Consider the following 15,761-nt stretch of genomic DNA (forward strand, 5'->3'; position numbering starts at 1 on the left):
GCCTCCCCACCCGCGACGGCGCCTCCCCCGCCCCGACATGTCATGACCTCGGCCGCTCCCCCGCCCCCGACATGTCAAGTCCTCCGCGAGATGTCATGACATGTCGCGGAGGACTTGACATGTCACCGCGCGGGGGGCGCCGCGACCTGAGGGCCGGGTGGGCGGGTGGGTGCGCGCTCCGTCAGATCAGCATGTTGCGGTAGATCGTCTGGACGGCGTCCGCCGGCCCGGTCAGGGTCAGGACGACGCCGTCGTCGGTGCGCCACACCAACGCGGTGGTCGCCCCGTCCTCGAGGACGTAGTACCAGTAGTGGCCGGTGTCGTCGACGTAGACCGAGCCCTCGCCCTGGGAGGTGGCGCCGCCGGCCTCCAGATCGGCGGCCAGCTGCTCGCTGTACGCGTCCTGCGCCTCGATGGACTCGAAAGCGGCCGCAGTGACCGGCACGTCGGTGCTGCCGTCGGAGTAGGTGCCGGACAGTGCCTCGCGGGCGCCTGCGGCAATCGCCTCCTCGTCGGAGGTCCAGCCGGCGTCCGTCAGGGCGAAGGTGGTGTTGACCACCGTGGTGTCGAGCCGCGGCTCGAGGGGGTCGGCGCTCAGCGAGCGGGATTCGCTGGCGGCGGTGGTCTCCTCGGTGGCGGACGTGGCCGCGGCCGAGGTGGTCTCCTGGACCGCGGGAGTGTCGTCGCCCCGGCCGAAGAAGAGGTAGGCGGCGACGCCGGCGAGCACCAGCACCACCACGGTGAGGATGACGGGGACCACCCAGCCACGGCGCTTCTCGGGCCCGCCAGGGCCGGCCGGCCCGCCCGGGCCGGATGCGCCGTCGTCGAACGCGGAGCCCGGGTAGGGCGCGCCCGGCGCTGAGCCCTGCGGCGTCTCTCCACCGGCGCCCGGGGACCTGCCGTACTGGTCGCCCGTCATCCACGGCGGCGTGGCCTCCGGGCCCGGGTACCCCGACGGGGACGCCGGGAAGGCCTGGGTGGTGTCGCCCCGGACTGGGCCGAGCGGCTGGGTGGCGTCCGGACCGAGCGGCTGGGTGGCGTCCGGACCGAGCGGCTGGGTGGCGTCCGGGCCGAGCGGCTGGGTGGCGTCCGGCGGAAGCGGCTGCTCGTCGGGCACGCCGCCCGGCTCGGACCGCGGCGGGCCGTTCGGCTCCGGCGGTTTCTGGCTCATCGCATCCTCCTCCTCGCGCGGGCGCCCGGGGACCTGCCCGCGGGGCTCGCGTGCCTGGTGGCCAGGCTAGGGCGGCCGGGCGGCCCTGTCGCGCGCTTCCGCCACCGCGCGAGGGCGATGTGAACGTGGCGCCTCACGGCTGATAACATCGCAGGGCGTCGCGCACGCAGCGCCCCTTTAGCTCAGTGGATAGAGCGTCTGCCTCCGGAGCAGAAGGTCGCTGGTTCGAATCCAGTAGGGGGCACAAGCAGAGCCCTCGTCCCGATCGGGACGAGGGCTCTTGTCATGCCAGCCGGCTCATGGCCGGCCGGCTTCCGCCGGCGGCGCTCAGACCGTTGACGGCTCAGGCACCAGCCGATCGGCCACGTCCGCCGGTATCCCGGCGAGAAACTCCTCGATCATGCCCTCGACGTCGACCGGCCCCTCGGTCTCCATGATCCGTTCGACCAGCGCGTACGACCCGTAACCCAGCACCCGGGACATGAGCGGCAGGCTGGCGGCCGGGACGGCGTCGGCGTCGCGGAGGAAGCGCTCGGTGCGCCGGGCCACCTGCCAGGTGACCGCCCGTACCAGCGCCGGGTCCCCGCCTTCGACGCTGAGCAGCCGGTGGTACAGCGCGCGCCGCTCCGCGACGTGCATCAGCACCGCCGTCAACCACGTGCGGTAGGTGAGCTCGGCCGCGCCGCGCACGGGCGCGACGATCCGCCGCCCGAGGTCCTCGACGACCGACGTGGCGAGCTCGCCGACGCTGTCGAAGTGCTTGTAGAAGGTGGTGCGGTGGATGCCTGCCGTCCGGCAGAGCTCCGAGACGCTGACCTGGTTCAGCGGGGTGGTCTCGAGAAGGACCCCCAGCGCCTGTCTCAACGCGACCAGGGTTCTGCGCGTGCGGGGGTCCACGCGCCCTTGATCTGATGTCATAGCACCATCATGCCCCCAGTCGTAGGGGGTTGGGGTCAATGCCACGCGCCACGCTCCGTAAGTACGTCGCGCAGGACGCGCGGTCTGTCCGAAATGATCCCGTCCACCCCGAGATCCAGCAGACGGCGCATCTCCCCGGGGTCGTCGATCGTCCACACGTGCACCGCCAGCCCGTGGCGGTGCGCCGCCGCGAGGAACCGCGAAGTCACGATCTGCAGGCCGCGGACGCGCGTGGGCACCTGCACGCACACGGCGCCGCCGCCCGGGCCCGGGACGCGAGGGCGGCGGCCCAGCCGCGCGGCCGCCACCAGCCGGGCGACGTCGCCGCGCCCCAGGCTCGTGGCCACCCCGGGCAGCCGGACGCGCAGCCGGGCCAGGCGCGCGTCGGAGAACGACGCCAGCCCCACCCGGTCCTGGGCGCCGGTCCGCTCGATCGCACGCACGAGCGGCTCGAGCCCGTGGTCGTCCTTGGCATCGATGTTCACGCGCAGCGCCGGGTAGTCACCGAGCAGCTCCTCCAGCCGCACCGGGCGCGCGCCCGAGGCGTCGCGCAGGGCGGCCACCTGGTCCCAGGTCAGCTGGTCGACCCGTCCCGTGCCGTCGGTGGTGCGGTCCACCGTGGCGTCGTGGTTGAGCACGGCGACGCCGTCGGACGTCGCACGCACGTCCGTCTCGAGGTACCCCAGCCCCAGCGCCACGGTGTGCTCGACGGCGGCCCGTGAGTTCTCGGGCACCTCCCGACCACCGCCGCGGTGGGCGAACGCGATCGGTCCGGGCCCCTCCAGATACGTGCTACTCACGGTCTCATCATCCCCCATGGCCGACCTGGGCGACTTCCCGGCGATTGACGTCGGCGCCCCGTTCCCGGCGATCGGCGTCCGGCACGGTCGGGCGGCCACACCCCGGAGGGCGCAACTATGTGGGTGCGCACCATCGAGCAACGCCCGGCCGTTACATAAGTTGCTCGCCATGATCAGGGACAACGGCGTCGATCTGACGGGCCGCCGGGCGGTCGTCACGGGTGCGGCGAGCGGCATCGGTGCCGCCGTGGCGAGGCGGCTCGCGGCCGCGGGTGCGCGGGTGGTGGTCTGCGACCGCGACGAGGACGGCGCCCGCTCGCTCGCCGCGGAGCTCGCCGGTGAGGCATGGGTGGTGGACCTGTCCGACACCGGGAGCCTCGCTGACCTGGTCCTGGAGGCAGACATCCTCGTCAACAACGCCGGCATCCAGCACGTCGCCCCCGTGCAGGACTTCCCGCCCGATCGCTTCTCCTTCATCCTGCGCCTCATGCTCGAGGCCCCGTTCCTGCTCGCCCGCGCCACCCTGCCGCACATGTACGCCCGGGGATGGGGCCGCCTGATCCACATCTCCAGCGCGCACGGCCTGCGGGCGAGCGCGTTCAAGTCCGCCTACGTCTCGGCCAAGCACGGGCTCGAGGGGCTGTCGAAGGTGCTCTCCCTCGAAGGTGCACCGCACGGGGTCACGAGCAACTGCGTCAACCCCGGCTACGTGCGCACCCCGCTCGTGGAGCGCCAGATCAGCGACCAGGCCCGGGCGCACGGACTCTCCGAGGACGAGGTGATCAGCTCAGTGATGCTCCAGAACTCCGCGATCAAGCGGCTGCTCGAGCCACCCGAGGTGGCCACCGCCGTCGCCTACCTGTGCTCGGAGGACGCCGGGTTCGTCACGGGCAGCAACATCGTCCTCGACGGCGGCTGGTCGGCCCGCTGAGCCCCATGGCGGACCCGACCAGGCCCGCGCCGCCCGCCACCGGGCGGGTCCGTGACGCGCCGCTCCCCCCGACGCGGCCCCGGATACGGTCCGCCTCGGTCACAATGTGGCCCGTGGCCACACTGGAGTACCTCGAGCTGTTGGCGCGCGACGCCGCCCCCGTGGAGTTCGAGGGCCCGGTCCTGGCGGCCCGCGCGGCCGGCGCGGACGCGGACACCCTGGCCGAGATCGAGCGTGCGAAGGCCCTCGCGCTGCAGGTGCGTGGCGTCCTGGAGAACCGGCGCCGCCGCGAGACCGAGCTCGCGGCGCTGTTCGAGACGGCCGGCGACCTCGCGGCCCTGACCGACGTCGACGCGGTCCTGGAGGCGATCGTGCACCGCTCGCGCCAGCTGCTCCACAGCGACGTCGCCTACCTCTCCCTCAACGACGAGCAGGCCGGCGACACGTACATGCGGGTGACCGACGGCGCCACGTCGGCGCTGTTCCGGGCGGTCCGCCTGCCGCTGGGGGCGGGCCTGGGCGGGCTCGTGGCCCAGACGGCCACCCCGTACGCGACGGCGGACTACTTCGCCGACGCCCGCTTCGAGCACACCTTCGGCATCGACGACGCCGTCGGCGACGAGGGCCTGACCTCGATCGTGGGCGTGCCGCTGCTCCTGGGCCGGCGGGTGATCGGGGTGCTCTACGCCGCCAACCGCACCGTGCGGCCCTTCGGCCGCGACGCCATCGCCCTGCTGGTCTCCTTCGCCGCGCACGCCGCCATCGCCATCGACAACGCCCGGCTGCTCACCGAGACCCAGCACGCCCTGCACGACCTGCGCGTGGCCGGCGAGCTGCTCCAGGCCCGCACCACGAGCGTAGAGCGAGCGGCCGACGCCCACGACCGGCTCGCGGACCTGGTGCTGCGCGGCGGCGACGTGGACGACGTCGCGCACCAGATCCGCGCGGTCCTCGGTGGCGAGGTGCTCATCGTGGACCCGGACGGGCGGGTGCTCGCCTCCACCGCCGGGGACTCCCCGGCGCCCGAGCAGGAGCCGGCCCTCCTTGAGCGGGTGCGGGCCACCAGCCGGACCGGCGCCGCCCCGGGGCTGTGCGCGGCGCCGGTGGTGGCCGGCGCCGACTCCCTCGGCGTGCTCGTGCTGCGCCGGGCTGAGCCCCTGGACCAGGCGGACCGGCGCATCCTCGAACGCGGCGCGCTGGTCACCGCGCTCCTGCTGCTGTTCCGCCGCAACGTCGCCGAGACGGAGGGGCGGCTGCGCGGGGAACTGCTCGCGGACGTCCTGGCCGACGCCGAGCGCGATCCCGACCTCCTGCGCGAGCGCGCCCGCCTGGTGGGGGCCGACCTGGACGCGGCCCACGCCGTCGTCGTCGCCGAGGTCGTGGGTGACCGCACCCGCGCCGCTCAGGCGGCCACCTTCCTCGCCTCCCGGCACCGCGGGCTCTCCGCCGTCCACCGCGGCCGGCTCGTGCTGGTGCTGCCCGGGCTCGCGCCGCGGGAGGCCGCCACGCTGGTGGCCGAGGAGGTCTCTCGCGCGGTGGGCCACCGGCTGACGGCCGGCGCGGCCGGGTCTGACCCGGGCACCACGGCCATCGCCGACGCCCACGCCGAGGCGACCCGCTGCCTGGACACCCTGCTCGCGCTGGGCCGGGCCGGTGAGGTGGCCGAGGCCGCGGACCTGGGCTTCGTGGGCCTGCTCCTGGGCGAGCGGCGCGACGTCGGCGCGTACGTGCGTACCGTGCTCGGGCCCGTCCTCGACTACGACGCCGAGCGGGGCACGGCCCTGGTACGGACCCTGCAGACGTACTACGCCCAGGGGGCGAACCTCTCGCGGACCGGGGCGGCGCTGCACGTGCACACCAACACCGTCACCCAGCGCCTCGAGCGGGTCACCCAGCTGCTCGGCGAGGGCTGGAACGCGCCGGAGCGCCAGCTCGAGGTGCAGCTGGCGCTCCGGCTCGCGGACCTGCTCCGGCCCTGACGGCGGCCCGGCCCGGCATCATTCGCGGCGGCGGGCCAGGAGGTGGAGCACCGAACCCCACACGCCGCGCCGGAAGAGCAGCACCACCACGACGAAGACGGTGCCGGTGATGATGCCGATGCCCTCGAACCCGGAGGAGGCCATCTGGTCCTCGAGGACGATGATGATCGCCGCGCCGACGATCCCGCCCCACAGCGTGCCGATCCCACCCAGGACGGTGATGAGCACGACCTTCCCCGAGGTGGTCCAGTTGACCTCCTGCAGGGAGACGAAACCGTGGCTGATCGCGAACAGCCCGCCCGCCAGGCCCGCCAGCCCGGCCGAGAGGACGAACGCGGCGACCTTGTACTTCTCCACGTCGTAGCCCAGCGCACGGGCGCGGGGGGCGTTGTCCCGGATCGAGACCAGCACCCGGCCGAAGGGTGAGTGGACGATGCGCCAGGCGAACCACACACCCGCCACGATGATCGGCAGGGCGGCGTAGTAGAAGAAGAACGAGTCGGTCTCGACCGCCTCGATGCCGAAGAAGCTGGTGGGCACCGACTGCAGGCCGTTCTCCCCGCCGGTCACCTCGTCCCACTGGTTGGCGAGGAAGAAGATCATCTGCGCGAACGCCAGGGTGACCATGGCGAAGTAGATGCCCGACCGTCGCACGGACAGGTACCCGACCGGCAGCGCCAGCAGCATGGCGGCGAGCGCCCCGGCCAGCACGGCCAGCGGGAACGGCACCCCGACATTGAGGGCGACCAGGCCCGTCACGTACGCCGAACCGCCCCAGTAGGCCGCGTGGCCGAAGGAGAGCAGGCCCGTGTAGCCGAGCAGGATGTCCAGGGCGACGGCGAACAGCGCCCAGCAGGCGATGTCCATCGCCACCGGCGGGTAGATCACCCACGGCAGGGTCAGCGCGGCGAGGAGCCCGACGGCGAGCAGCGCCCACCGCTGCCAGGACCGGCGAGCGGGCCGGGGCGGCGTCTCGACGGACACCTCCGGAAGCACGGCGGACTGGGTCATGCCATCTCCTCCCGTCCGAACAGACCGGCCGGGCGCACCAGCACCACGACCGCCATGAGCACGAAGATCACGATCTGCGCGTAGGCCTCGGCGTAGGCCTGCCCGAAGGTCTCCACCAGCCCCACGAGGAACCCGGCGACGACGGCGCCCACGATCGAGCCGAGCCCGCCGATCACCACCACGGCGAAGAGGATGATGATGAAGTTCGAGCCCATGTCCGCGGTGATCGCCCGGAACGGGGCGGCCAGCACCCCGGCGAGGCCCGCCAGCGCGATGCCGAAGCCGAACACGGGGGTCACCCAGCGGCTGACGTTCACGCCGAGGGCCCGGGCCAGGTCGGGCCGCTCCGTGGCGGCGCGGACGACCATGCCGAGCCGGCTCCGGGTCATCACCTGCCACACGACCACGCACACGAGCACCGAGAAGAGGAAGACGAAGACCTGGTAGGTGGGCAGCCGTAGGCCGCCGAGCACCAGCTGGCCGGTGAGGAGGTCGGGCCGGGTGTAGGGCAGACCGGACACGCCGTACTGGCGCTTGACCAGGTCCACCAGCACCAGGGACAGCCCGAAGGTGAGCAGGAAGTTGTAGAGCGGGTCGAGCTGGAGGAGCCAGCGCACCAGGAGTCGCTCCATGAGGACGCCGAACGCGAAGAGCACCAGCGGCACCACGAGCAGCGCCCACCAGAAGCTCAGGCCCATGAGGTCCTGGAGCACGGCCGCGGTGATCGCACCGAGCATGTAGCAGGCGCCGTGGGCGAAGTTGACCACGCCCAGCACGCCGAAGATGACGGCCAGGCCGAGCGCGGCCAGGGCGTAGAAGCTGCCCGCCGCGAGGCCCTGGACCGTGTACTGCAGGATCTCGTTCATCGTCCCCTTACCTCTCCCGGTGGCGCGCCAGGTACCTGGGCACCCGGCGCGCCGATGGCCGTGGTCAGCCCAGGTCGCAGCCGGCCGCGGCGGACTCCTCCACCGGCCGGAAGGCCTTCTCGGCGGGGATGGTGTTGAGGATGGTCTGGTAGTCCCAGTCCTCGGTGACCTCGCTGGGGGACTTGACCTCGGCGAGGTAGACGTCGTGGATCACGCGGTGGTCCTCGGCGCGGATCTTGCCGTTGCGCAGGAAGACGTCCTCGACCTCCTTGCCGTCGAGGTCCTCGGTGACGGCGTCGGCGTCGTCGGTGCCGACCGCCTGGACCGCCTCGAGGTACTGCAGGGCTGCGGAGTAGTTCCCGGCGTGCGCGAAGGAGGGCCGTGAGCCGGTCTCCTCGAGGAAGCGGTCCGCCCAGGCGCGGGACTCGTCGTCCATGTTCCAGTACCAGGCGTCGGTGAAGGTGGTGCCCTCGAACTGGTCGACGCCCAGGGAGTGGATGTCGGTGATGAACATGAGCCCGACGGCAAGGTTGATGCCCTGGTCCCGCAGGCCCGCCTCGTTGTACTGCTTGACGAGGTTGATCAGGTCGCCGCCGGCCTGCATCGTGCCGATGACGTCCGGCTGGGAGGAGGCGGCTCGGGTGAGGAACGTGGAGAAGTTGTCGTTGGGGAACGGGGTGGCGATCTTGCCGCTGACCGTTCCGCCGGCGCCCTCGACCGCGGCGGTGAAGGACTTCTCCATGTCCTGGCCGAACGCGTAGTCGGGGTAGATGATCTGCCAGTCCTTGCCGCCGTTCTCGGTCACGGTGGTGCCGGTGCCGTTGGCGAGCTGGTAGGTGTCGTAGGCCCAGTGGTAGACGTACGGGCTGCACTGCGCGCCGGTGAGCTCGGTGGTGGCCGCGCCGATGTTGAAATGCAGCTTCTTGGCGGCGGTGGCCTGGCTGGCGACGGCGAGGGCGGCGGAGTAGGCGGGGACGTCGAGGATGATGTCGGCCCCCTTACGCTCGTACATCTCCTGCGCCTTGGTGTTGGCGACGTCGGGCTCGTTCTGGTGGTCTGCGGTGATCACCTCGATCTCATCGACGACGGCGTCCTCGCCGTGCTTCTCCTTGAAGTCCGCGATGGCCATCTCCACGGCCTTGACGCTGTTGGGCCCGGAGAGGTCTTTGTAGACGCCGGACTGGTCGTTGAGCACACCGATGACGATCTTGTCGTCGGTGAACTCGCCGCCCGCCGCGGCGGGTCCGCCCTGAGAGCAGGCGGCGAGGAGCAGTGCTCCGGACATCAGGGTGGCGGCGCCACCCGCAAGCTTCTTGCTCATGCGTCCTTCTCTCGTATGACGGTGGTCTTTGCCGGGGTCCCGGCAGGTCAGACGCCCAGGTGCTCGAGGAGCTCGTCCTGGCGCTCGGTGAACTCGTCGTTGCCCAGGTGGGTCACGACCCGGCCCTGCGCGAGCAGGTAGTGGCTGTCGGCGACGGTGGCGGCGAACTTCACGTTCTGCTCGATGAGCAGCACCGTCACGCCGTGCGCCTTGACCTCGCGGATGATGTCCCCGATGCGCTGGACGATGACGGGGGCCAGGCCCTCGGTCGGCTCGTCCAGCAGCAGCAGGCGGGCGCCGGTGCGCAGCACCCGGGCGATGGCGAGCATCTGCTGCTCGCCGCCGGAGAGCGTGGTTCCGGCGGCCTTGCGGCGTTCGGCCAGCACCGGGAAGGCCTCGTAGACCTTCTCCAGCGGCCACGCGAGGTCGGAGACGATCGGGGGCAGGAGCAGGTTCTCCTCGACGTTCAGGCTCGCGTAGACGCCGCGGTCGTCCTGCACCCAGCCCAGGCCGAGCCGGGCACGGCGGTGCGCGGGCATGCCGAGCAGCTCCGTGCCGTCGAGGCGGACGGAGCCCTGGACCTGGCGGTGCAGGCCGATGAGGCTGCGCAGCAGGGTGGTCTTTCCTGCCCCGTTGCGCCCGACGAGCGTGACCACCTGGCCCTGGCCGACGTCGATGTCGACGTCGTCGAGCGCCTGTGCCTCGCCGTACCAGGCCTTCAGGCCGCGGACCTCAAGCATTGCTCGCCTCCCCCAGGTAGGCCGTGATCACCCGGGGGTCGCTGCGGACCTCCTGGTAGGTGCCCTCGGCCAGGATCCGGCCCTGCTGCAGCACGGTGACGCGGTCGGCGAGGCTGCCTACGACGTGCATGTTGTGGTCGACGAACACCACGGTGCGGCCGACGGCGATCTTCTTGACGAGCTCGATGGTGCGGTGGACGTCCTCGATGCCCATGCCGGCCGTCGGCTCGTCCAGCAGCATGATCTTGGGGTCCAGGGCCATGACCAGCGCCATCTCCAGGGCGCGCTTCTGGCCGTAGGCCAGGAGGCCCGCGGGCTTCTCCGCCAGCTCGGCGAGCCCGACGAGGTCGAGCAGCTCGCCGGCGCGGTCCGTGAAGCGGCCGAGCAGCTTCTCCGAGCGCCAGAACTTCCGGCCCTGGGTGGTGCGGCTCTGCAGGGCGAGCTCCACGTGCTCGCGAGGGTTGAGGTTCTCGAACAGGCTGGTGATCTGGAAGGACCTCGCGACACCCTTGTGCGCGATCTGCTCCGGCTGCAGGCCGGTCACGTCCTCGCCGAAGACGGTGATCGTCCCCGTGCTGGGCTGGAGGAAGCCGCTGAGCAGGTTGAACAAAGTGGTCTTGCCGGCGCCGTTGGGCCCGACGAGGGCGTGGACACCGCCTGCGGCGACCTCCAGATCGACGGCGTTGACCGCCAGGAAGCCATGGAAGTTCTTGGACAGGCCGGTCGCCCGGAGGGCCACGTTCGTGCTGGACGTCATGCGGTTCCCTCCCTGGCTCCGTTGCCCGCCCCGGTCAGGGCGCGGTGAGGCATGCGCTGAACATTAGGAATGCCTCAAGTCGCAAACCATGTGGACAAAAGCCACAAAGCACACGGTTGGCATGGGCGCCGCCACCACTGCGCCGCGCGGGCACGCCGAAAGTGCGGCACGTCAGGTGGGCGTGGGCCTTGGGAAGGCACATCGACGACGGCGCGGGCCGGCAGCGCGGTCCGGCGGCGGGGTCCGGCGGCACGCGCCAGCACCGCGGGCCGCGGCACCGGCGAGCTCGCAGCCCACCAGCGCGGCCCACCAGCGCGGCCCACCAGCGCGGGCGGCGCACTCCCAGACCTGCCGGTTGCGCCGAGACCTGCCTGTGGAACGACAGGTGTCGGTCGGAAAGTGCAGGTCTCGCCGCATTTGGACGCTGACGAGATCGTGGTCCCGCGCCGGAGCGCTCGGGAGCAGCACGTGGACGCCACCCTCGGAGCAGTCGCGCCATCTCTGCCTCGCTCGCCACAGTGGGCGGGTCAACGAGAGCGCGCGCGCGTACATCGCCTCGGCCACAGGCTTGAAACGAAATGGCGAAAATGGTTGAAAAAACGACCACCTCGGCCATTTCGTTGGTGGACGCTGGGCCCACCGAGGCGGATCTGTCCGGTGGGGCTGCTCTGTCCGGTGGCGCTGTGGGCAAGTTGGGGCGAGGTCGCCCCACGCCCCTGGCCTACTACCTCTGTCCGCTTGCGCTGAGCGGTCGCCGGCCCCCGGGTTGTTCGAGCCGTCGCGTTCGGCCTCAGCAGCGGGCGGAGACGTCCACCGCGCCGTGCTCCTCGAGCCAGGTCAGCGGGTCGATCGTCGTGCCCTCGGTGTCGGTGTGGACCTCGAAGTGCAGGTGCGGCCCGGTGGAGTTGCCGTTGCTGCCGACCTCGGCGATCACGTCGCCCCCGCGGACCGTCTGGCCCTCGGTCACACGGATGCCGTCCGGATACATGTGGACGTGCCAGGTGTAGAAGGTTTCGCCGTCGATCTCGTGCTTGAGGATCACGAGCATGCTCGACCGGCCGTCCTTGCCCACGCCGACGTACTCCACGGTGCCGTCCGCGACCGCGTAGATGGGCGTGCCCTTGGGAGCGGCGAAGTCCTCCCCCAGGTGCTTGCTGTAGCCGGTGAAGGGACTGTTGCGGAAGCCGTACGAGGAGGAGAGCCGGTACGCCCCCGCTGCGACCGGCATGATCACCGCGGACTCACGGTCTGTCACCGCGGCACGCACGCCGTTGGCGCCGTCGAGAGGCGCACAGGTGAGGGTGTGACGCTCGTTCGCGCGGGAGGTCTGCATCAGCGCGGCTCGGCTGGCCGCCGTCCGGTCGGCGAGGAGGCCGTCGGGGGCGACCAGAGCGGCGGCAGCGGCGGCAGCGTCGAGATGCTCGAGCAGGCTCGCCTGGGTGGCGACGGTCTGGCTGGCCGAGGCCACCTCGTCGGCACCCGCGAGGCCGGTGAGCGGGCCGACGATGGTCAGCGCGCCGAGCGTGCCGAGCACGGCGGCGCGAGGAGCCCAGCCACGGCTGCGGCGCTGCGGGGCGGCCGGCCGGGTCGACTGCTCGCGCAAGGCGCGGCGACTGGCCGGCGGACCACTCGGTGCACGGCGAACGAGCACTTCGGTAGGTGTCTGATCGGCGGCCGTCGGGATGTCTGCGGGGGTCTCGGCAGTCGGTGCCGTGTCCGGGGCGGTGGCAAGAGCTCCGGCGGTCACGTCGGCGACCTTCGCCGCCCGTGCCCGACGAGTCTGCGGGGCAGCCGCACGTTCGGCGACGGCTCGCTCGGCGGCGGCGCGCTCGGCAGCGGCGCGCTCGGCAGCAACCTGCTCCGCAGCAGCGCGCTCGGCAGCGGCGCGCTCGGCAGCAACCTGCTCCGCAGCAGCGCGCTCGGCAGCGGCGCGCTCGGCAGCCGCCTTCTCCGCAGCAGCGCGCTCGGCAGCCGCCTTCTCCGCGGCGGCCCGCTCGGCAGCAACCTTCTCGGCAGCCACCTTCTCCGCAGCAGCCTGTTCGGCAGCAGCACGCTCAGCAGCAGCCTTCTCGGCCGCCCGACGCCGGGTCTTCCGCTCCTGGACCGCCTGCTCCTGAGCCGCACGCTCCGCCGCAGCCTGGGCGGCGGCACGCTCGGCGGCCGCACGCGTCTGAGCCGCAGACTCCTCCGCCGCACGCAGCCGGGCAGCCTCCTCGGCGGCACGCAGCCGCGCGCGGGAGTGGGCGACAGCTTCCTCGGCGGCACGCATCCTGGCGGCCTCGTCGGCGCGCTGCACCTCGAGGGCGGTGTGCAGCCGGGCGGCCTCGGCCGCGCGTTCTGCCTCACGGAGCTGGCGTCGGGTCAGCGGCGGTGCCGGGGTACCGGGCACGGCGCTTCCTGACATTGGGAACTACCTCCGGAGGGGGAACAAGGCCGAGCGAGTCCACCGGTCCGGGCCGTCCCGGGCGGGTGGGATATCACGAGACAGTAACGGACGCCATCAGAGGGCGTCCAATATCGGTTCAGCCCCTGAACCGTTGCACCGCATCCGGCGATCCGCGCAATTCTGCGGCAGACGTCGATAACCGACGGGTGTCCCTCCCTTTTGTGACTCACATCACTTTCGGACGACAGGCGTGTCGTCCGTGCGCCCGCGAAGGGACATGCCCCGCTGTCAGCGGCGGCTCTGCTCCCGCTGCATGGAGTCGCGCACCTCGCCCACCAGCTCCTCGAGGATGTCCTCGAGGAAGACGATGCCGGCCACCTCCTTCGTGCCCGGCCGCACGACCCGGGCGAGGTGGGCACCCGAGCGCTGCATGGCGGCCAGCGCGTCCTCCACCTCGTCCTCGGGCGCCACCGAAGCCAGCGCGCGCACCCGCCAGCCGGGCACGGGCCGCCGTCGTGCCTCGCCGTCGGCGTAGAGCACGTCCTTGACGTGGAGGTACCCCGCCAGGTCACCGTCGTCGTCCACCAGCGGGAACCGTGAGTATCCGGTCCGGGCGACCTCGTGCTCGACGTCCTCCGGGGAGCAGTCCAGCGGCAGGGTCACGAGCGACGCGGGCGGCACCATGACACGGGCGGCGGTCTCCTGGGAGAACTCCAGGGCGCCGGTGAGCAGCCCGAGGTCGTCCTGAAGGACCCCCTCGGCCCGCGAGCGCTCCACGATCGCGCCCACCTCCTCCGCGGTGAACGCCGACGCGACCTCGTCCTTGGGCTCGACCCCCACCAGGCGCAGGATGCCGTTGGCCACCCAGTTCAGCCCGGCCACGATCGGGTGGAGCACCTTCGACAGCAGCACCAGCGGCGGGGCGAGCAGCAGCGCCGCCCGCTCCGGCGAGGTGACCGCGAGGTTCTTGGGCACCATCTCCCCCACCACCACGTGGAGGTAGACGACCAGGACGAGCGCGAGGGTGAAGCCCACCACGTGCGAGGCGCCGACCGGCAGGCCCACGGCGACCAGCGGCCCCTCCACCAGCTTGGCGAGGGCCGGCTCGGCGACCACACCCAGCCCGGTGGAGCACAGCGTCACGCCGAGCTGTGCGCACGCCAGCATCAGCGTGACGTTCTCCATGGCGCCCAGGACCGTCCGGGCGGCGCGGGAACCCTGCTCCGCCAGCGGCTCGACGCGGCTCCGCCGGGCGGACATGATCGCGAACTCGGCGCCCACGAAGAAGGCGTTGCCCACGAGGAGGAGGACGGCGATGAGGAGCGCGGTGCCGGTGCTCACGACGCGCCCTCCTCGGCCCACACCCGCAGCCGGTCGACGCGGCGGCCGTCCATCTGCTCCACGTGCAGGACCACGCCCCCGACGGCGATCCGGTCGCCGGTCTGCGGGACGCGGCCCAGCCGGTCCATGACCAGGCCACCGAGGGTCTCGTACGGGCCGTCGTCGGGCACGTACAGCCCGGCCTTGCGGGCCAGCTCGTCCGGGCGCAGGACGCCGGGCACCACCCAGGTGCCGCCCGGGCCGGCGTGGGCCCCGGAACGACGGCGGTCGTGCTCGTCCGCGACGTCCCCGACGATCTCCTCGACCACGTCCTCGAGGGTGACGACGCCGGAGGTGCCGCCGTACTCGTCGACCACCACCGCCATCTGCAGGCCCTCGTCGCGCAGCTGGACCAGCAGCGGTGCCAGCGCCAGCGTCTCGGGCACGCGCGGCGCGTCGGACATGAGGGAGGAGGAGGCGACCGGCACGTCGCCGCGCCGCTCGTAGGGCACCGCGATGGCGCGACGCAAATGCACCAGCCCGACCACGTCGTCGTTGTCGTCGCCGATGACCGGGAAGCGCGAGTGCCCGGTCGCCCGGGCGAGCGCGACCACGTCCGCCGCGGTCTGCTCACGGGTCAGGGTGTGCAGGCGCCCCCGGTCGGTCATGACGTCGACGGCGGTCAGCGCGCCGAGCCCGATCGAACGGGTCAGCAGCGTGGCGGTGGAGACGTCGAGGGTGCCCTGCTCGGCGGACCGGCGCACGAGGGCGGCGAGCTCGGAGGCCGACCGGCCCCCGGAGAGCTCCTCGGCCGCCTCGACGCCGAACAGCCGCAGGATCGCGTTGGCGGAGTTGTTCAAGGCCACGATGACCGGGCGCAGCGCCGCCGTGAACACACCCTGCACGGGAGCGACCAGTCCCGCGGTGGCCAGCGGGTCGGCCAGCGCCAGGTTCTTCGGGACCAGCTCCCCGAGCACCATCGAGAAGGTGTTGACCAGCACGAGCGAGATCACGACGGCGGTGGCCGTGGCGGCGGCCTCGGCCAGCCCGGCGTTGCCGAGCGGCCCGGTCAGCAACGTGGCCAGCGCGGACTGGGCCGTGTAGCCCAGCAGGATCGTGGTCAGGGTGATGCCCACCTGGGCGCTGGACAGCTCCAGGGAGAGGCGCTTGAGCGCCTGCGCGACGCGGGCCGCGCGCCGGTCACCGGCGGCGGCGCGCCCTTCCACGGTGCCCGGGTCGAGCGCCACCAGGGAGAACTCCGCCGCGACGAAGATCGCTGTGCCCGCCGTGAGGACCACGCCGAGCAGGACGAGCAGCCACTCCGTCAGCACCGCGCACCGCCTCTCGGGAGCGGTGCGAGGGCACCGCCCGGGCGTTTTCGGGGCCGGGCAGGGTCGGGGTCGCGATGTCGACCGCGGCGTGAGCGTCGCATGGTGGAGCGATTGTACGAACGCCGCCGCCGCCGTCGCCCGATATGCCCAGCCGTCGGCGGACCTGCCGCAGTCGGGCGCCTGGCACACGAGCCCCGGACCAACGTCCTAGGTGGCCGTGACGCCATCTT

At 72.4% G+C, this 15,761-nt stretch carries 13 protein-coding genes and 1 tRNA gene; 3 read left to right on the forward strand and 11 right to left on the reverse strand.

All coding sequences use genetic code 11. The features are described from left to right. Positions 1-181: 181 nt before the first annotated feature. On the reverse strand, positions 182-1,171 hold the full coding sequence (locus tag FE374_RS13485) for a hypothetical protein (RefSeq protein WP_139929704.1): 990 nt from the start codon (positions 1,169-1,171) through the stop codon (positions 182-184). Between the two features lie 171 nt (positions 1,172-1,342). On the opposite strand from FE374_RS13485, the gene FE374_RS13490 reads away from it, so the two are divergent. Next, positions 1,343-1,415, forward strand: a tRNA-Arg gene (locus FE374_RS13490). A gap of 83 nt (positions 1,416-1,498) precedes the next feature. Here the strand turns inward: FE374_RS13490 and FE374_RS13495 are convergent. Next, a complete protein-coding gene (locus FE374_RS13495; protein ID WP_139929705.1) occupies positions 1,499-2,089 on the reverse strand; it encodes a TetR/AcrR family transcriptional regulator in 591 nt (196 codons plus the stop codon). A gap of 35 nt (positions 2,090-2,124) precedes the next feature. Next, complete coding sequence (locus FE374_RS13500) at positions 2,125-2,889, reverse strand: glycerophosphodiester phosphodiesterase (RefSeq protein WP_223173536.1); 765 nt, start codon at positions 2,887-2,889, stop codon at positions 2,125-2,127. 169 nt (positions 2,890-3,058) lie between these two features. Here FE374_RS13500 and FE374_RS13505 point away from each other — a divergent pair, with 169 nt between their 5' ends. Then, positions 3,059-3,820 carry a 3-hydroxybutyrate dehydrogenase gene (locus FE374_RS13505; RefSeq protein WP_139929707.1) on the forward strand — a complete coding sequence of 254 codons (762 nt, stop codon included), beginning with the start codon at positions 3,059-3,061 and terminating at the stop codon, positions 3,818-3,820. 104 nt (positions 3,821-3,924) lie between these two features. Next, positions 3,925-5,799, forward strand: coding sequence for a GAF domain-containing protein (locus tag FE374_RS13510; RefSeq protein ID WP_456319080.1), 1,875 nt, complete (start codon positions 3,925-3,927; stop codon positions 5,797-5,799). A gap of 18 nt (positions 5,800-5,817) precedes the next feature. On the opposite strand, the gene FE374_RS13515 is transcribed toward FE374_RS13510, so the two are convergent. The 8 genes from FE374_RS13515 to FE374_RS13550 form a co-directional block, all read right to left on the reverse strand. Next, positions 5,818-6,810 (reverse strand): branched-chain amino acid ABC transporter permease, encoded by a 993-nt coding sequence (locus FE374_RS13515; protein ID WP_139929709.1) that lies wholly within the window; start codon positions 6,808-6,810, stop codon positions 5,818-5,820. Then, positions 6,807-7,676, reverse strand: coding sequence for a branched-chain amino acid ABC transporter permease (locus FE374_RS13520; protein WP_139929710.1), 870 nt, complete (start codon positions 7,674-7,676; stop codon positions 6,807-6,809). The genes FE374_RS13515 and FE374_RS13520 overlap by 4 nt, the downstream gene beginning before the upstream one ends. 64 nt (positions 7,677-7,740) lie before the next feature. Further along, on the reverse strand, positions 7,741-8,997 hold the full coding sequence (locus tag FE374_RS13525; protein WP_139929711.1) for an ABC transporter substrate-binding protein: 1,257 nt from the start codon (positions 8,995-8,997) through the stop codon (positions 7,741-7,743). A 47-nt stretch (positions 8,998-9,044) separates the two neighbouring features. Next, a complete protein-coding gene (locus FE374_RS13530; protein ID WP_139929712.1) occupies positions 9,045-9,737 on the reverse strand; it encodes an ABC transporter ATP-binding protein in 693 nt (230 codons plus the stop codon). Next, a complete protein-coding gene (locus FE374_RS13535) occupies positions 9,730-10,494 on the reverse strand; it encodes an ABC transporter ATP-binding protein (RefSeq protein ID WP_139929713.1) in 765 nt (254 codons plus the stop codon). The genes FE374_RS13530 and FE374_RS13535 overlap by 8 nt, the downstream gene beginning before the upstream one ends. A 790-nt stretch (positions 10,495-11,284) precedes the next feature. Then, positions 11,285-12,898 (reverse strand): M23 family metallopeptidase, encoded by a 1,614-nt coding sequence (locus tag FE374_RS13540; RefSeq protein WP_139929714.1) that lies wholly within the window; start codon positions 12,896-12,898, stop codon positions 11,285-11,287. A gap of 270 nt (positions 12,899-13,168) precedes the next feature. After that, a complete protein-coding gene (locus tag FE374_RS13545; protein WP_139929715.1) occupies positions 13,169-14,221 on the reverse strand; it encodes a hemolysin family protein in 1,053 nt (350 codons plus the stop codon). Continuing rightward, positions 14,218-15,528, reverse strand: coding sequence for a hemolysin family protein (locus tag FE374_RS13550; RefSeq protein WP_139931593.1), 1,311 nt, complete (start codon positions 15,526-15,528; stop codon positions 14,218-14,220). Before FE374_RS13550 ends, FE374_RS13545 begins: the two co-directional genes overlap by 4 nt. Positions 15,529-15,761 lie beyond the last annotated feature (233 nt).

Source organism: Georgenia yuyongxinii (assembly GCF_006352065.1).
Classification (GTDB): Bacteria; Actinomycetota; Actinomycetes; order Actinomycetales; family Actinomycetaceae; genus Georgenia; species Georgenia yuyongxinii.